The 14,675-nt window shown below is 31.5% G+C and carries 19 protein-coding genes; 8 read left to right on the top strand and 11 right to left on the bottom strand.

Translation table 11 applies throughout. The features are described 5' to 3' along the window. Positions 1–53: 53 nt before the first annotated feature. Positions 54–1,409, top strand: coding sequence for an MBL fold metallo-hydrolase (locus RMO70_RS13465; protein ID WP_310556956.1), 1,356 nt, complete (start codon positions 54–56; stop codon positions 1,407–1,409). A gap of 3 nt (positions 1,410–1,412) precedes the next feature. Here the strand turns inward: RMO70_RS13465 and RMO70_RS13460 are convergent, their stop codons facing one another. The 8 genes from RMO70_RS13460 to RMO70_RS13430 all read right to left on the bottom strand — a co-directional run bounded on the left by RMO70_RS13460 (position 1,413) and on the right by RMO70_RS13430 (position 6,531). Next, positions 1,413–1,805, bottom strand: coding sequence for a hypothetical protein (locus tag RMO70_RS13460; RefSeq protein WP_310556955.1), 393 nt, complete (start codon positions 1,803–1,805; stop codon positions 1,413–1,415). Between the two features lie 18 nt (positions 1,806–1,823). After that, on the bottom strand, positions 1,824–2,039 hold the full coding sequence (locus RMO70_RS13455) for a hypothetical protein (RefSeq protein ID WP_310556954.1): 216 nt from the start codon (positions 2,037–2,039) through the stop codon (positions 1,824–1,826). 66 nt (positions 2,040–2,105) lie between these two features. Further along, on the bottom strand, positions 2,106–2,678 hold the full coding sequence (locus tag RMO70_RS13450) for a hypothetical protein (RefSeq protein ID WP_310556953.1): 573 nt from the start codon (positions 2,676–2,678) through the stop codon (positions 2,106–2,108). Positions 2,679–2,758: 80 nt separating this feature from the next. Continuing rightward, positions 2,759–3,571, bottom strand: a complete 813-nt coding sequence (locus RMO70_RS13445; RefSeq protein WP_310556952.1) for a purine-nucleoside phosphorylase — start codon at positions 3,569–3,571, stop codon at positions 2,759–2,761. Positions 3,572–3,593: 22 nt separating this feature from the next. Further along, positions 3,594–4,025 (bottom strand): cation transporter, encoded by a 432-nt coding sequence (locus RMO70_RS13440; protein ID WP_310556951.1) that lies wholly within the window; start codon positions 4,023–4,025, stop codon positions 3,594–3,596. Positions 4,026–4,146: 121 nt separating this feature from the next. Continuing rightward, positions 4,147–4,653, bottom strand: coding sequence for a TspO/MBR family protein (locus RMO70_RS16955; protein ID WP_409025090.1), 507 nt, complete (start codon positions 4,651–4,653; stop codon positions 4,147–4,149). Positions 4,654–4,675: 22 nt separating this feature from the next. After that, on the bottom strand, positions 4,676–5,662 hold the full coding sequence (locus tag RMO70_RS13435) for a 2-hydroxyacid dehydrogenase (RefSeq protein ID WP_310556950.1): 987 nt from the start codon (positions 5,660–5,662) through the stop codon (positions 4,676–4,678). Positions 5,663–5,667: 5 nt separating this feature from the next. Further along, positions 5,668–6,531, bottom strand: a complete 864-nt coding sequence (locus RMO70_RS13430; protein WP_310556949.1) for a universal stress protein — start codon at positions 6,529–6,531, stop codon at positions 5,668–5,670. 413 nt (positions 6,532–6,944) lie between these two features. On the opposite strand from RMO70_RS13430, the gene RMO70_RS13425 reads away from it, so the two are divergent. From RMO70_RS13425 to RMO70_RS13395, 7 genes are all read left to right on the top strand, one after another. Further along, positions 6,945–7,571, top strand: a complete 627-nt coding sequence (locus tag RMO70_RS13425; protein WP_310556948.1) for a Crp/Fnr family transcriptional regulator — start codon at positions 6,945–6,947, stop codon at positions 7,569–7,571. Positions 7,572–7,644: 73 nt separating this feature from the next. Continuing rightward, the gene (locus RMO70_RS13420; protein WP_310556947.1) at positions 7,645–8,448 is read left to right on the top strand and encodes a sulfite exporter TauE/SafE family protein; all 804 of its coding nucleotides are present in this window, start codon (positions 7,645–7,647) and stop codon (positions 8,446–8,448) included. Positions 8,449–8,533: 85 nt separating this feature from the next. Then, positions 8,534–9,952, top strand: coding sequence for an MBL fold metallo-hydrolase (locus tag RMO70_RS13415; RefSeq protein WP_310556946.1), 1,419 nt, complete (start codon positions 8,534–8,536; stop codon positions 9,950–9,952). 27 nt (positions 9,953–9,979) lie between these two features. Continuing rightward, positions 9,980–10,300 carry a rhodanese-like domain-containing protein gene (locus RMO70_RS13410; protein ID WP_310556945.1) on the top strand — a complete coding sequence of 107 codons (321 nt, stop codon included), beginning with the start codon at positions 9,980–9,982 and terminating at the stop codon, positions 10,298–10,300. 133 nt (positions 10,301–10,433) lie between these two features. Further along, complete coding sequence (locus RMO70_RS13405; RefSeq protein ID WP_409025089.1) at positions 10,434–11,003, top strand: YeeE/YedE family protein; 570 nt, start codon at positions 10,434–10,436, stop codon at positions 11,001–11,003. Between the two features lie 10 nt (positions 11,004–11,013). After that, positions 11,014–11,511 carry a DUF6691 family protein gene (locus tag RMO70_RS13400; RefSeq protein ID WP_310556944.1) on the top strand — a complete coding sequence of 166 codons (498 nt, stop codon included), beginning with the start codon at positions 11,014–11,016 and terminating at the stop codon, positions 11,509–11,511. Positions 11,512–11,528: 17 nt separating this feature from the next. Further along, positions 11,529–12,281, top strand: coding sequence for a DUF2490 domain-containing protein (locus RMO70_RS13395; RefSeq protein WP_310556943.1), 753 nt, complete (start codon positions 11,529–11,531; stop codon positions 12,279–12,281). Positions 12,282–12,301: 20 nt separating this feature from the next. Here RMO70_RS13395 and RMO70_RS13390 read toward each other — a convergent pair whose 3' ends face one another. The 3 genes from RMO70_RS13390 to RMO70_RS13380 are packed head-to-tail and all read right to left on the bottom strand — an operon-like array spanning position 12,302 to position 14,639. Beyond that, positions 12,302–13,396, bottom strand: coding sequence for a DUF6544 family protein (locus tag RMO70_RS13390; protein WP_310556942.1), 1,095 nt, complete (start codon positions 13,394–13,396; stop codon positions 12,302–12,304). A gap of 17 nt (positions 13,397–13,413) precedes the next feature. Beyond that, positions 13,414–14,004, bottom strand: coding sequence for a DUF998 domain-containing protein (locus RMO70_RS13385; protein WP_310556941.1), 591 nt, complete (start codon positions 14,002–14,004; stop codon positions 13,414–13,416). Positions 14,005–14,033: 29 nt separating this feature from the next. Further along, entirely contained in the window at positions 14,034–14,639 is a 606-nt protein-coding gene (locus RMO70_RS13380) for an outer membrane beta-barrel protein (RefSeq protein WP_310556940.1), read from the bottom strand. Positions 14,640–14,675: the final 36 nt, after the last annotated feature.

Below are 14,675 nucleotides of genomic sequence, written 5' to 3'. Positions count from 1 at the left end.
TCTTAATTTGTGTAATTGGTGGTTGAAATAATAGCAATTTAAAACTTAAAATTATGAAAATTAGATTCATTGGCGGAGCAGGAACTGTAACAGGTTCAAAGACACTCATAGAAAGCAATGGTGTAAGGATTTTGATAGATTGCGGGCAGTTTCAAGGCATAAAACCACTTCGAGAACTCAACTGGGAACCTTTACCAATTTTGCCATCAAGTATAGATTTTGTTTTGCTTACTCACGGACATTTGGATCATTGTGGTTGGTTGCCAAGACTAGTCAATCAAGGTTTTAATGGCAAAATATATTGCACAAGTCCTACAAAAGACATTGCAAAATTGATACTTTTAGATAGTGCCAAAATTCAGGAAGAAGATGCAAATCAAGCCAATAAAGGAAAATATTCTAAACACGAAGTTGCCGAACCGCTTTATACTGTGGAACAAGCAGAACAAGTTTTTCCGCTTTTTAGAATTATTAAAACCAATGAAATTATAAATCTTGATGCTGAAATTTCTGCAGTTTATACCAATGCTGGACATATTGTTGGTGCGTGTTCAATTGAATTGAAACTTGAAAATAAAACATTGGTTTTTTCTGGAGATATTGGTCGTGATGATGACGTTTTGGTATTTCCGCCTGTAAAACCTACAAAAGCAGATTATGTTTTCTTGGAAAGTACTTACGGAAATCGATTGCATCCTGAAACGGATACAAAAGCGGAACTGGAAATGTACATTAACAATACGGTTCAAAAAGGAGGCACCATTATCATTCCGAGTTTTGCTGTCGAGCGAGCGCAAACCATAATGTATTTGCTTTGGCAGTTGAAAGAAGAAGATAGAATTCCGAATATTCCTTATATTATTGATACACCAATGGGAATTAAAGTGCTTGATATTTTTGAAAACAATCGAAATTGGCACAAACTTTCTGAAGAACAATTTGTGGCGATGTGCAAAATGTTTACAATGATTACTGATTACCAGGAAACCATTGATACCATTTATAACAAAAGCCCAAAAGTGGTCATTGCTGCTAGTGGAATGATAACCGGTGGAAGGGTTTTGAGTTATTTGGAAGAGTATATTGGTTTGCCAGAAACTACTGTAATTATTATTGGCTATCAAGCCGAAGGAACTCGTGGCAGAAAATTATTGGAAGGTGCCACAGAAATTAAAATTCATGGAAAATATTATGGGGTAAAAGCTAATATTCTTGAAATTCAAGGATTGTCTGCTCACGCAGATCAAAAAGGATTGCTCGATTGGCTTTCTGAATTGAAAACAAAACCCACAAAAGTATTTTTGGTTCACGGAGAAAACCAAGCCTCTGATGAACTTCGGATTAAGATTCAAGAGCGATATGGATTTGATTGTCCTGTGGCTATGTTGGGTCAGGAAGTGGAATTGTAATTTTTATTTATACAACGGACTAGAAAAATGCTCATTCATAAAAGTTTGTCTTTGGTGTGCATTCATTTTATCGGTTTCTTTAATGTGTATTTTAATCTTCGCAAAACGATTGTCATCCCTCAATATATTGAATAATTCTGTTTTGGCATTTGTAGGTCCATAAAGTAAAACTTTATCATAATTCAAAATAAATTTTGCTATTTTTTTAAAATAATCTGAGTGCATTTGTTGCTCTTTGTGGTGCATAAAACTTTCGCCTTTGGCTAATTTTTTTTCTTTTTCTTCGTGCGTAAATTTAGATTCGATGGTTTCTATCTCAAAAGGAGTTTCTGAAAATTCCATTAAATGCGCCGTTGAATAATCCATCCAAATGCCCAATTTTTCTATTGATTTCATTTTAAAAGTTTTAAATTGTTAGTCATTTTTTAAATGATTTGGAGTATACTTTTTTAGTAAATCTTCCAACGAATTGTAATAATCTTGTAATGTTTGCATTTTAATTTTAGGATGAATTTCATCAGGAATTGTTTCGTGCATTTCCAAAAGATATTTTGACAATTCAGGATATTCATCTCTTATTTTCATTGTGATTTGTAGAATATCGTTGTTGAGTTCTTCTTGTGTTTTCATTTTTATCCTAAAAGTTAAAGTTCCTAAAATGTACGCGTAATAGTATTATAAAAAAAATTAAATAACTTATATAATTACTATTTTTGGTAGTAATTGCAATACCCATTTTTCAACCATTTCATTGGCTACTTTTACATTCGATTCTTTTGTTCTTGATTCATCATTTGGTTTAAGCAACCAAAAAGATTTAGAATCAATCAGGTTTGCACTTTTCCCTTTAATTAAAATCTCTAATGATTTTTGAGAACGTGCCGTAGAACCTGAACCTAGTGTGATAGCAACCACATTTTTTTCGAATAAATCACCATTTCTTATGATAAATCGGTCTATTGCCCAATCTGGATCCCAATTGTAGGTATTGGCACAAAACACATACAGATTATAAGAAGATATATTCATTTTTTTGGCTGCTTTTACTGTGGCAACAGTTACAAGCCAATCCTTTTCGGCAAGTGTTTTGGCAAAGGTTGTACAAACTTGCTGATCAAAATTAAAAAACGGATCTGCATCGTAAACAATCAAAGCCGATTTGGTTGCCGTTTGTTCTCCAAATTGTTGGGTTATTTCTGGTCCTTCAGCTTGTGCCCATATTGTAGTGGTAATCCAAATTAAAAGTAAAGTAGTTATAAGTAGTATCATTATTTTTAAAATTTTTTTCATTGCAAAAAGATTAACTTTTTAGAAATATTGAAGTATTTAATTTTCTTTTTGGTGAGCTTTCAATAATTTAATATCAATTCTTTAATTAGCATTCTCAATTGTGGTTCTGCTTTTGTAGCGGCTTCCAAAACTTCTTTGTGCGAAACTTTACCTATGTTTTCTTCATTTCCCATATCAGTAATGACTGATATTCCGAAAGTTTCTAATTGCATATGTCGTGCTACAATAACTTCAGGAACAGTGCTCATACCTACACAATCGCCACCTATGTTTTTGACCATTTTATATTCAGACAATGTTTCATACGTTGGTCCTTGCAAAGCAACATAGACACCGTCGTGAACTTCTATGTTTAATTTAATGGCTAATTCTTTGGCTTTTTGAATCATTTTTTTGCTGTACGATTCACTCATATTGACGAATCGTTCTCCTAAACGACTATCATTTTGACCTCTTAATGGGTGTTCAGGCATCAAATTGATATGGTCTTTGATGATAACAATAGAACCTACTTTGTAATTTGGATTTACGCCACCAGAAGCATTGGAAACGATTAGTTTTTGGATTCCCAAATATTTCAAAACACGAATAGGAAAAGTTACTTCTTGCATATTATATCCTTCATAATAATGAAATCGACCTTGCATTGCCACGTTTTTTTTATCACCAATAGTTCCAAAAATCAAAGCACCTTTGTGTCCTAAAACGGTCGATACAGGAAAATTTGGAATTTCACTATAAGGTAAAGTACATTCTATTTGAATATCATCAGTAAAATTGCCCAAACCTGAACCTAAAACAATGCCATATTCTGGATTAAAATTGGTTTTACTTTTTATAAAATCACAGGAATCATTTATTTTACTTAGCATAATTTTTATTTATTTAGGTTGCTTACTTTTTCTTTTTGGTCATATCCATATCACAAATTGGACATTTACCAGATTTCATTGCCGTTTTTTTACACATTTTACATTCATATTGGTGTTTTAATATTCGTTCATAATGACAGCATTTATCTAATTTTTCATAGACAGCATCAGGTGCTAAAAACTGTTCATTATCAAATCCAGCCGATGCAATTCGCTTTAAAATTTTGCTCAAAGTTGTTTTTTTAGCATCGTAGGTTATCGTTGCCATAAGAGTTTGCAAATTCCAATCGACCTGAGAAATGTTTTTCCGATTTCCATTTGTCTCAATTTTTGCTTTACACATAAAACAACTTCCATAAATTTTTACAGTTGCAGTTTTTGCATTTTTAATTTGAGCGTAGCATACTGAACTTACTATTAAGAAAATACTTAATGTGATTATTGATTTTTTCATTTCTGTTATTTTTAGTTATTATTCAAATTTAAAAAAGACTTCTAATCGATTTATTATATAACTTTTTAATAAAATTATATTATTTACATATTTCCATTTTTCTTCCTTACTACTTATTCTGTTAATCTTGATAAGAATAAAAAAGTATAAGAATCCTGATGTTCAATATTACTTCATAAAGAATCCAAAAAAAATAAGGAATAAGTAAATAAACTACTATTTTAGAAATCTTAAAAGTTTGAATAAGTGAAGTAATTATTAGTAGTAAAATAATGGTAATTAATAAAAATGAAAAAACTTGATAATGGAATTTAAAAAAAAGCAAAAACCATAAGAAATTTAAAATCAATTGAATAATTAATGTTTGTAAGGCTTGACTTTTTGTTTTATGATGAGTATTACTTATCCAAATAAGCCAAAACGAGGTACCTACTAAAAAATATAATAAAACCCATATTGCACCAAATGTATAGATTGAAATATTCCACGATTTGAGCACATACGATTCGTACCAATAATTGCTACCTGTTTGAGAAAATAAGACAGAAGCGATTCCTATAATTTGGCAAATCAAAATTGAAAAAACTAATTTTACAGTTGACTGAATATTCTTTAAATCTGCTATCATAGATTTCAAAGGTTATAATTATTTATAAATCATTATCAGATTGTCCTTTACTTTCCCAATCCTTTATATTTTTGAAAGTGGTTTCGGCAATTCCTGTTAATGCTTCATTGGTTAAAAAAGCTTGATGCCCTGTGATTAATACATTCGGTAAAGAACGCAGTTTGTCGAATACGTCATCTACAATCACGTTATTAAGATGGTTGCGAAAAAAAATGTCTTTTTCGTTTTCATACACATCCAATCCAGCGGCAGCAATCGTTTTGTTTTCTAGCGCTGCTATTAAATCTTGGGTTTTTACAATGCCACCACGAGCTGTGTTAATGAAAAAAACACCTTTTTTCATTATCGAAAAAAGTTTTTTATCAAATAAACATTGGGTTGTACTATTGAGCGGACAATGCAAAGAAATCACATCGGATTGTTTGCATAAATCTTCTAAAGAAGTATAAATAATACTAGTATGACTAATTAATTCTTCGTTTTTGTGAAGGTCAAAAGCCAATAATTTACAGCCAAAACCTTTCATAATATTGGCAAAAGCAGCACCAATTTTGCCAGTCCCTACTATTCCCACTGTTTTTCCGTGCAAATCGAAACCTATTAATTGATCCAGACTGAAATCATTTTTTTTCATTAGTTTCTGTCCTAAAACCAATTTTCTGTTTAACGCCATCAGCAATGCAACGGAATGTTCCGCAACAGAATATGGAGAATAGGCTGGAACATTGGCAACTTTAATTCCTAATGATTTTGCTTTTTCTAAATCCACATTGTTGTATCCAACACTGCGAAGTGCTATGAACCGAACACCACATTTATGCAGTATCTCTAATACGTCAGCTGAAGCATCATCGGAAGTAAAAAGTGCTATAGCCTCATAATTTTGAGCTAATTTTGCAGTGTTTTTATCCAAAGCATAAACAGAATATGACAATTGGTGTTTACCTTGTGATGCATTTTCTAAAAAAGTTTTTTCAAATCGATGTGCGCTGTAAATAAGGACCTTCATTGTATTTAAATTTTTTGTTTTTCTTCTTTCCTAAAAACTAGCATTGGAACTTTTGTACTAAAACTCATATTGGTTGAGTGACTTGTGGCAAACAATCGATCAAACCATTTGCGATTTTGTTTGGTAAACAATACCAGTAAAGATGGTTTTATAAGCATTACATCTTTTCTGATATGATAATTAAGTGTGAATTTTGGGTTCAATTTTTTGTAATGAAACAAAATATCTTCTGATTCATATTTTCGAGCTACATTACTTAATTTGCCTTTCTCAATTTTTAAATAAGGCCCATAATCATAATGCATTACTTTTACTTTTGCCTTTAGTGAATGGGCTAATTCGGTTACTTTTCTTATTTCTGCATCAATATTTTCTATATCTGATGCGTAACAAATTGAAGTAAATTTATTGATTCGATAATTTCTTGGAACTACAAAAACTGGAGTTGTAGATTTTATAATCAATTCGGAAGCAATTGTGCCAAATAATTTATCAATTGTTCCAGAACCTCTTGTACTTACACATATATAATCGACTTTTACTTCGTTGGCGTAATGCATAATTTGCTTTCCAACACTAAAACCAAGAGCATTGACTACTTCGCAAACACATTCAGAATTAATTGTTGGCAAAGTTGTTTCTTGATGAATTCTTGTAATAAATTTTTCCAACTTTTCTTGATTTTTTCTAATTTCTGCACTTTCATAATTACCATAATAAATATTATCCCAAATGCTGGGTTTTTTCATTACACTAGTCACATTATAAAACAGAAGTTTGTAATTATTTTGCGAAGCCAACTGCATTGCAAATCGTATTGCTTTTTTAGAATTTGCAGAAAAATCGGTGGTTACAAGTATCTTTTTCATTAGAATGAATTTTAAATTGATAGTGTAAAATTCGTTTTTAGTGTCATTTAAAATCTTATATAACTTTTAGGATTTGTTATATAATTCCTAGATTTTTTTATAAAATTCTGTAAATCAATATGATAATTGCAATTCCAAATATAGTGGTGTATATCAATTTGTTATGCGATGATTAATCCAACCTAACAATTTACTATCAATTTCATCGACATCGGAACTGTTACTATAATAGAGATAACGATGGATTGACATTTGTATGCACTTACTGATTCTATTGTTTTCTGTTTTTTTATTTAAACTAAAATGAATTTCGATGGCATTATTGTTATCATTTATTTTTTAGCATAAAATTTGACTAATTTTATTGTAAATTGACAAAACTAAATTATTCTATTTAGTATAAACTTCATAAAATGAACCAAAATCTTAAAAAAATATTCCCATCTTTTTCTAATGAACTAGTGGCAGATATAAATTCTAATGCGATAGAACAATCTTTTGTTGCAGGAGATGTAATAATGCGAACTGGTCAATATATTAAAAATACAGTATTGGTTTTAAGCGGCAGTCTCAAAATTTACCGTGAAGATGATGATGGAGGAGAGTTTTTTATGTACTATCTGCAACCTGGTCAAGCTTGTGCTATTTCTATGATTTGTGCCACAAAAAATGAGCAAAGTCAAATTATGGCTAAAGTGGTTGAGGATGTAGAATTGATTATGATTCCTTTAGCATTTATGTATAAATGGATGATGCAACACCGAAGTTGGTACGAATTTGTTATTGATACTTACAGAAGTCGTTTTGAAGAAGTTTTAGAAGTAGTCAATAGTATTGCGTTTAGAGCGATGGACGAGCGTTTAGAATTTTATTTAAAACGTCATAAAGAGGCTTGTGGTTGCCAAGATTTAAAATTATCACATCAAGAAATTGCTACCGAATTAAACACTTCAAGAGAAGTAATTTCTCGATTACTCAAAAAATTAGAACAACGTGGTGCGCTAAAATTGCATCGTAATCACATCGAACTTTTAAAATAAAGTACCTATGTGATAAAAGTTACAAATTGTGAAATTTAAACTGCTAATATTTGCAGTATAAAATTTTACAATTATGGAATATATAGGATATTTTGCATCAATACTTATTGGTGTAGCGTTAGGGCTAATTGGTGGTGGTGGTTCAATATTAACAGTACCCGTTTTAGTTTATTTAATGGCTATTGAACCAGTTGTAGCAACATCATACTCCTTATTTATTGTTGGTTTAACTAGCGGTGTTGGTTCAGTTGGCTATTTCAAAAAAGGTTTGGTTAATATAAAAACAGCTATCGTTTTTGGTATTCCATCAATTATTGCGGTTTTTACAACTCGTGCATTGATTGTTCCTGCAATACCAAAAGAAGTTTTTAGCATAGGTGATTTTGTCGTAACCAAAAGTATTTTGATGATGCTTCTTTTTGCAATTTTAATGATTGTGGCATCCTATAGTATGATAAAAAAAGACAAGAAAACTAATGTTGCAGAAAAAGAGGAAGAGCAAAAATTCAATTACCCATTAATAGTAATTGAAGGTGCTATTGTTGGAATTCTTACAGGATTAGTTGGTGCTGGTGGTGGATTTTTAATTATTCCTGCATTAGTAATTTTAAGCAAGTTACCAATGAAAGAAGCTGTTGGAACATCACTTGTAATCATTGCAGCAAAATCATTAATAGGCTTCTTTGGCGAAGGTGGCGAAACTGCTACAGATTGGCAATTTCTATTCACGATTTCTGCCTTTGCAATTGTCGGAATATTTATTGGAACTGTATTATCTAAAAAAATCGATGGTGCAAAATTAAAACCTGCTTTTGGTTGGTTTGTTTTGGTGATGGGAATTTACATCATAACCAAAGAATTGTTTTTTCCTAATTAAAATAGTTGTGTGATAAAAGTTACAATTAAAGCAAAAATCAAATCCTAACTTTGTCTAACAATATTATACAGTAAATAATACCACAATGAAAATAGAACAAATTTACACAGGATGTTTAGCCCAAGGCGCTTACTATATAACTTCAAATGGCGAAGCAGCAATTATTGACCCGCTTCGTGAAACACAACCTTATATGGACAGGTTAGAAAAAGACGGAGTAAAACTAAAATATATTTTTGAAACCCATTTTCACGCCGATTTTGTTTCGGGTCATTTAGATTTAAGCAAAAAAACTGGTGCATCAATTGTTTATGGTCCAAATGCAGCTCCCGAATTTGAATTCATTTCTGCCAAAGACAATCAAGTTTTCGAAATCGGAGACATCAAAATAAAAGTACTACACACTCCAGGTCATACTATGGAAAGTACTACTTATTTATTAATTGATGCTGACGGAAAAGACCACGCAATTTTTTCTGGCGACACCTTATTTTTAGGCGATGTAGGTCGTCCTGATTTGGCACAAAAAGCTGCATCGATGACACAAGAACAATTAGCTGGATTGTTATTTTATTCTTTAAGAGAAAAAATAATGCCTTTGGCTGATGATGTAATTGTATATCCAGCTCACGGTGCAGGCTCAGCTTGTGGAAAAAATATGAGTAAAGAAACGGTAGGTTCTATTGGTGAGCAAAAAGCTACCAATTACGCCTTGCGTGCCAATATGACCGAAGCAGAATTTGTTGCCGAAGTTACCGATGGTTTATTGCCTCCTCCAGCCTATTTTGGTATGAATGTAGCAATGAACAAAAAAGGAATTGAAAGTTTTGAAACTGTTTTCAATAACGGAATGAGAGCTATCAATGCAACCGAATTTGAAGTCGTTGCTGAAGAAACTGGAGCTTTAATTTTAGATACTCGTAACAACGGAGATTTTGCTAAAGGATTTATTCCACAATCTATAAACATTGGTATCGATGGCGATTTTGCTCCTTGGGTTGGTGCTTTAATTGGCGATGTAAAACAACCCATTTTATTAGTAACAGATTTAGGTGTAGAAGAAGAAACCGTAACGCGTTTGACTCGTGTAGGCTTTGATAATTTAATAGGACATTTAAAAGGAGGTTTCCAAACTTGGAAGGTAGCTGGTTATGATGTAGATACAGTAAACAGAATTACTGCCGAAACATTTGAAAAAGAACTAAAAAATGGTGAAAGCAAAGTTATCGATGTACGAAAAGAAAGTGAATACGAAGCAGAACACGTTGAAGAAGCATACAGTCGTCCATTAGCTTCTATCAACGAATGGGTAAAAGATATTAATCCCGAAGAACATTTCTTTATGCACTGTGCAGGAGGTTATCGTTCTATGATGGCAGCATCAATATTGCAAGCTCGTGGCTATAGAAATTTTTCTGAAATTGAAGGTGGTTTTAACGCTATTGCAAAAACCACGGTTCCTAAAACCAATTTTGTGTGTCAAAGTAAAGTGTTAAAAGCTTAATGAATAAACAGTTTAAAAAAAATAATTATGGGAATTTTCAATAGTATATTTGGAGGAAATAACAACAACGAGGATTTAACAATTTTAATAAACGAAGGTGCTTTCTTGGTAGATGTTAGAACAGCAGCAGAGTTTGCAGAAGGCAATGTTGCAGGTTCGACAAATATTCCTTTAGACCAAGTAGCCAATAAAATAGACCGATTTAAAGGCAAAAAAAACATTATTGTTTTTTGCCGAAGCGGAAGCCGAAGCAGTCAAGCCAAAGCTATTTTAGAACAAAATGGTTTTAACAATGTTACCAATGGTGGCAGTTGGCAAGAAGTAAATGCTTCATTAAAAAATAAATAACAAAAAAAGTTATAGTTGATTTTTAGCCAAATTAGAAAGTGCTTGACAAATCAGGTACTTTTTTTTGCTATGTGACAAAAATTACAAACTACGTCTTTTTTATAACTCAAATTTGCAAAATAAATTTTAAACTATGGAAATTATAGAATTGATCAAACAACCTTGGGCTTGGTATATTGCTGGTCCGTTAGTTGGGCTTACCGTACCAACATTATTAATTTTAGGAAACAAAAACTTTGGTATAAGTGCCAATTTGAGGCACGCTTGTGCCGCTTGTTTGCCTGCAAATATTCCTTTCTTTAAATACGATTGGAAAAAAGAAGTCTGGAATATGTTTTTTATTGTCGGAATTTTAATTGGTGGTGTAGTCGCTTTTAACTTTTTAGCAAATCCTAATCCAATTATAATCAATGAAGATTTAAGAATAGAATTAGCCACTTATGGTATTACAAATATTAGTGGAATGTTGCCAACAGAAATTTTTTCTTGGGAAAGTTTATTTAGCATAAAAGGATTTTCAATAATGGTAATAGGTGGGTTAATGATAGGTTTTGGATCTCGATATGCTGGCGGTTGCACCAGTGGTCACGCAATATCTGGCTTATCAAATTTACAATTACCATCACTAATTGCTACTTGTTGCTTTTTCGTAGGCGGATTGATAATGGCAAACTTTATTCTTCCTTACCTACTTTCACTTTAAAATAAAAATTATGAAAAATACAGATCAAAACAAAGATTTTGAAACTCGTTCACTAGACACAATTTGTGTAAACGAAAGTCATTTAAAGCACAAATGGTATCACAATTTAAAATACCTCGTAGTTGGTTTATTGTTTGGGATTGTATTTATCAAAGCCGAAATTATTAGTTGGTACCGCATTCAAGAAATGTTTCGTTTCCAATCCTTTCATATGTATGGCGTTATTGGAAGTGCAGTTGTGGTTGGGATAATCTCCGTTTTTCTTATCAAAAAATTCAATATCAAAACCATTTATGGAGAGAAAATAGAGTTTCACGATAAAACTTTCAATAAAGGTCAAATTATTGGTGGACTTATTTTTGGATTGGGTTGGGCAATTACTGGAGCGTGTCCTGGACCCATTTTCGCACAAATAGGAACGGGAGTAACTGTTATGATTGTCACTTTATTCTTTGCTATTGTTGGAACTTGGGTATATGGTTATTTTAGAGATAAATTACCTCATTAATTGTATCAAAAAATATAATGATTAAACATAAAATAAAAGGGATGCTGTTAATGATAATATTCTTTTTTTTATTGCAAAAGGTAATTGCGCAAAACCATACTAATAGTTGGTTTAGAACCACATTGAATATTCCAATTACCAAAAAGATAAAAACTGATATTGACTTACAACACCGCCGACAAAATGATTTTAAAAGTGATAATCTTTTCGATAAAAACCTAATGTACACCTTTAGAACTTGGATATATTATAAGCAAAACAAAGATGTAGTTTATGCAGTTTCTCCTTTTGCTTATTTTTCCAATTACAAAATCATTCAAAAAGCAGGTGATGCAATTTCAAGTTCAACAAATGAATATCGCTTTACTACATCGGTAGAATTACAACACGAATTGGCTAGTAAATTTTTTATTGTAGATAGAACAGCTTTAGAATATAGAATTTTTGAAGGCTCAATTGAAAATACTATTCGTTTGCGTAATCGTTTGGCGTTTAAATATGATTTTAATTCTAAATTTAATACTTCCATTGGCGATGAAATATTCATTAATGCTTCAGGATCAGATGCAAAACACATTTTTGATCATAACAGAATATTTACTAATTTTTCATTCAAACCAAATCCAGCATTAAAGTTTGACATTGGATATATTAATATTTCAAGATTACCAAAAAACAATATTGATTTACTAAAGGAAAATAATTTCTATTTGAATTTTACTTATATAATTCAAGAAAATAATAGATATAATCAGAATACTTATTTATGACTTTATTGAGTTTTGTAATATTATTTTTTAAATTCCCCAACATTATACTCTATACTTTTTAAATAAAATTTTCCATATACAAATTGACCATCAGGATAATGCCAAATTGCCTCTCCGTAGGTCATAATACGAATTCCGTTAAAAAGCTCATAGTCTTTGACTGGTGTCGAAAATCGGTAGCGTTTCATATCACTTATGGCATATCTATCGTCAGAAACAAAATTGGTAAGTTGTCCTTTTTCATTGAATGTAAGAATGGCTTTTATTACAAATCCTTCGTTATTAAAAGTTGCTTCAACATTGAAATTATCTATTGTTTTCCATTGAATTCGCTTGTCGATTAATGTCGCTGGTGCCATCAAACACATATCGTTAAACACTGTTACAGTTTCGGCTTTGTTCATTTCGATTCCACTCACATCAACAACTGGAAATGCCCCGAATAATTTAATTTGCATTGAGGCTTTAGCCTTCTGATAATTGTGATAACCAGGAACAATAGTCCCAAACATTTTTGCTTTCATAAAAAACAATCGTGTTGGGTTGTCAAAAAAATTATATTGTACCGATTGAAATTTAAACCAATCTTTTCCTTTTTCACGCATTTCACCATCAAATACAATTCGGAAATTTTTTACTTTTGGCTTATTCATCACACCACAATAACGGAGGTATTTTTGGACAGATTTTGGTAATGATTGAATGTCATTTTCGGTTAAGAAATCAGTATTTGTGCTTTTTGATTCTTGCAGATTTTTATTTACATCTTTTCTAAAAGTGGCTTCAAAATTATATGTTGTCCAACTTAAAAAGGCAACAACAATAATAATAAGATTTGGAATTGAACCCAGTTTTGCCTCTTTCCAAACGGTAAAAATGAGTATTTGTGAAAGAATGCTAGCAATGATGCCAAAATAAATCCAATATTCATTTTTAAGAAAAAATAAAATGGTTGCTACAATAAACAACAAAGCCGTTATTAACCAAAAGACTCCTATTGATTTTGGAATATCTTTGGCAAGTTGTGTGATGTTTCCATATCCAAATGCTTTGGCAAAACCCATAAAATGGATTAATCCGTGAAAAATTAAAATAATTGAAAAAATGTATTTCATAATAATGGGTTTTTAATTTAAATAGGACTAGACTTTTCATTCAATAAAAATCCACCAATTCCAACCAACCATAAAACAACTGGATAAGCCACCCACCTTTCAGTACCACCATCGCCAATAATCGGAATATAGGTTTGGGCCGTAAATAATACTACCAATGTTATCAATCCGAAAACAAAAGCAAAATACTTAAATGGTGCAGCAGTAATTTTGAACGAAAGAATTGCTGCCAATCCACCAGAAGTGAAAGTGAGTAGTGAAAACATTCCGTGATATGGCACTTTATCTCCTGGAAAAAAACCAACTCCTAACAATCCAATGGCTAATAATGCGGCGGGAATAGTAAATATTATTTTTTTGAAATGGAAGTGCTGACAAAATGAGGCGACTAAAATCATAAAACCAGATAACCACATTGCTGTGTTGAATATGGTTGCCGAAGGTAGATAACTCACACTATTTGGTGGAACTGTAGCTCCTAAATCGCTTATTTCACTATTGGCAGTGTTATAACCCGATGGGTAAAATGCTTCGGAAGTAATAATTCCCATTAAAATTAATGAACCCGCCAAGAAAAATAATGCTCCTGAAATTTTTAGATTGTTCATAATAAATTTATTTTTAGTTCAAACAATTTCTAAAAAGACCATGATATGGCTCCATTTACTGAAAAATAGTTGAGATCAACCTGTGTGGTAATGCTACCTATTTTGAGATCTCTAGATAAAGATCTATAACGTATGCTTGGTGTAATATGAAAACGGTCTCCAAAAGGATAAGAAACTCCAGTAGCAACTTCCCAACCTAATCCGTGTCCTGAATCGGCAAGAATATCACCATTATTATTTTCGATTTCAATGTGATTATAAATACCACCAAGACTAATTAGATATTTTAATTTATAATTGGGAATGGGGTGAATAAATTGGAATCCGAAAGAATATCCAGTTTCATCAAAACTTAATTTATTAATTCCCTCAGCATTTTTTTCTGAAAATGAATTCCAACCCCAACCAGTGTATGCAAATAAATGTGGCATAAAACGATATGAAATTGTGGCTTCAAAACCCCAACCAATACCTAATTTGGTAGGACCATAATCTTTAGTAGGAAAGCTTAATCCAGGACGAAAAGTTAACTCCCATTTATTTTGAGCTTGAGTATTATTACTGGCTATTAGTAAAAAAAGAGTTATAAATACAGCTACAATAATTCTGTGATAATTTGATGCTAGATTTTTCATAATTTTTAGTTTAAATTAATGTGATTACAAAATTTT

This window comes from Flavobacterium sp., assembly GCF_031422135.1.
Lineage (GTDB): Bacteria > Bacteroidota > Bacteroidia > Flavobacteriales > Flavobacteriaceae > Flavobacterium.
The sequence above is the reverse complement of the archived record's forward strand: the minus strand, read 5'-3'. Positions and strand labels throughout refer to the sequence as shown.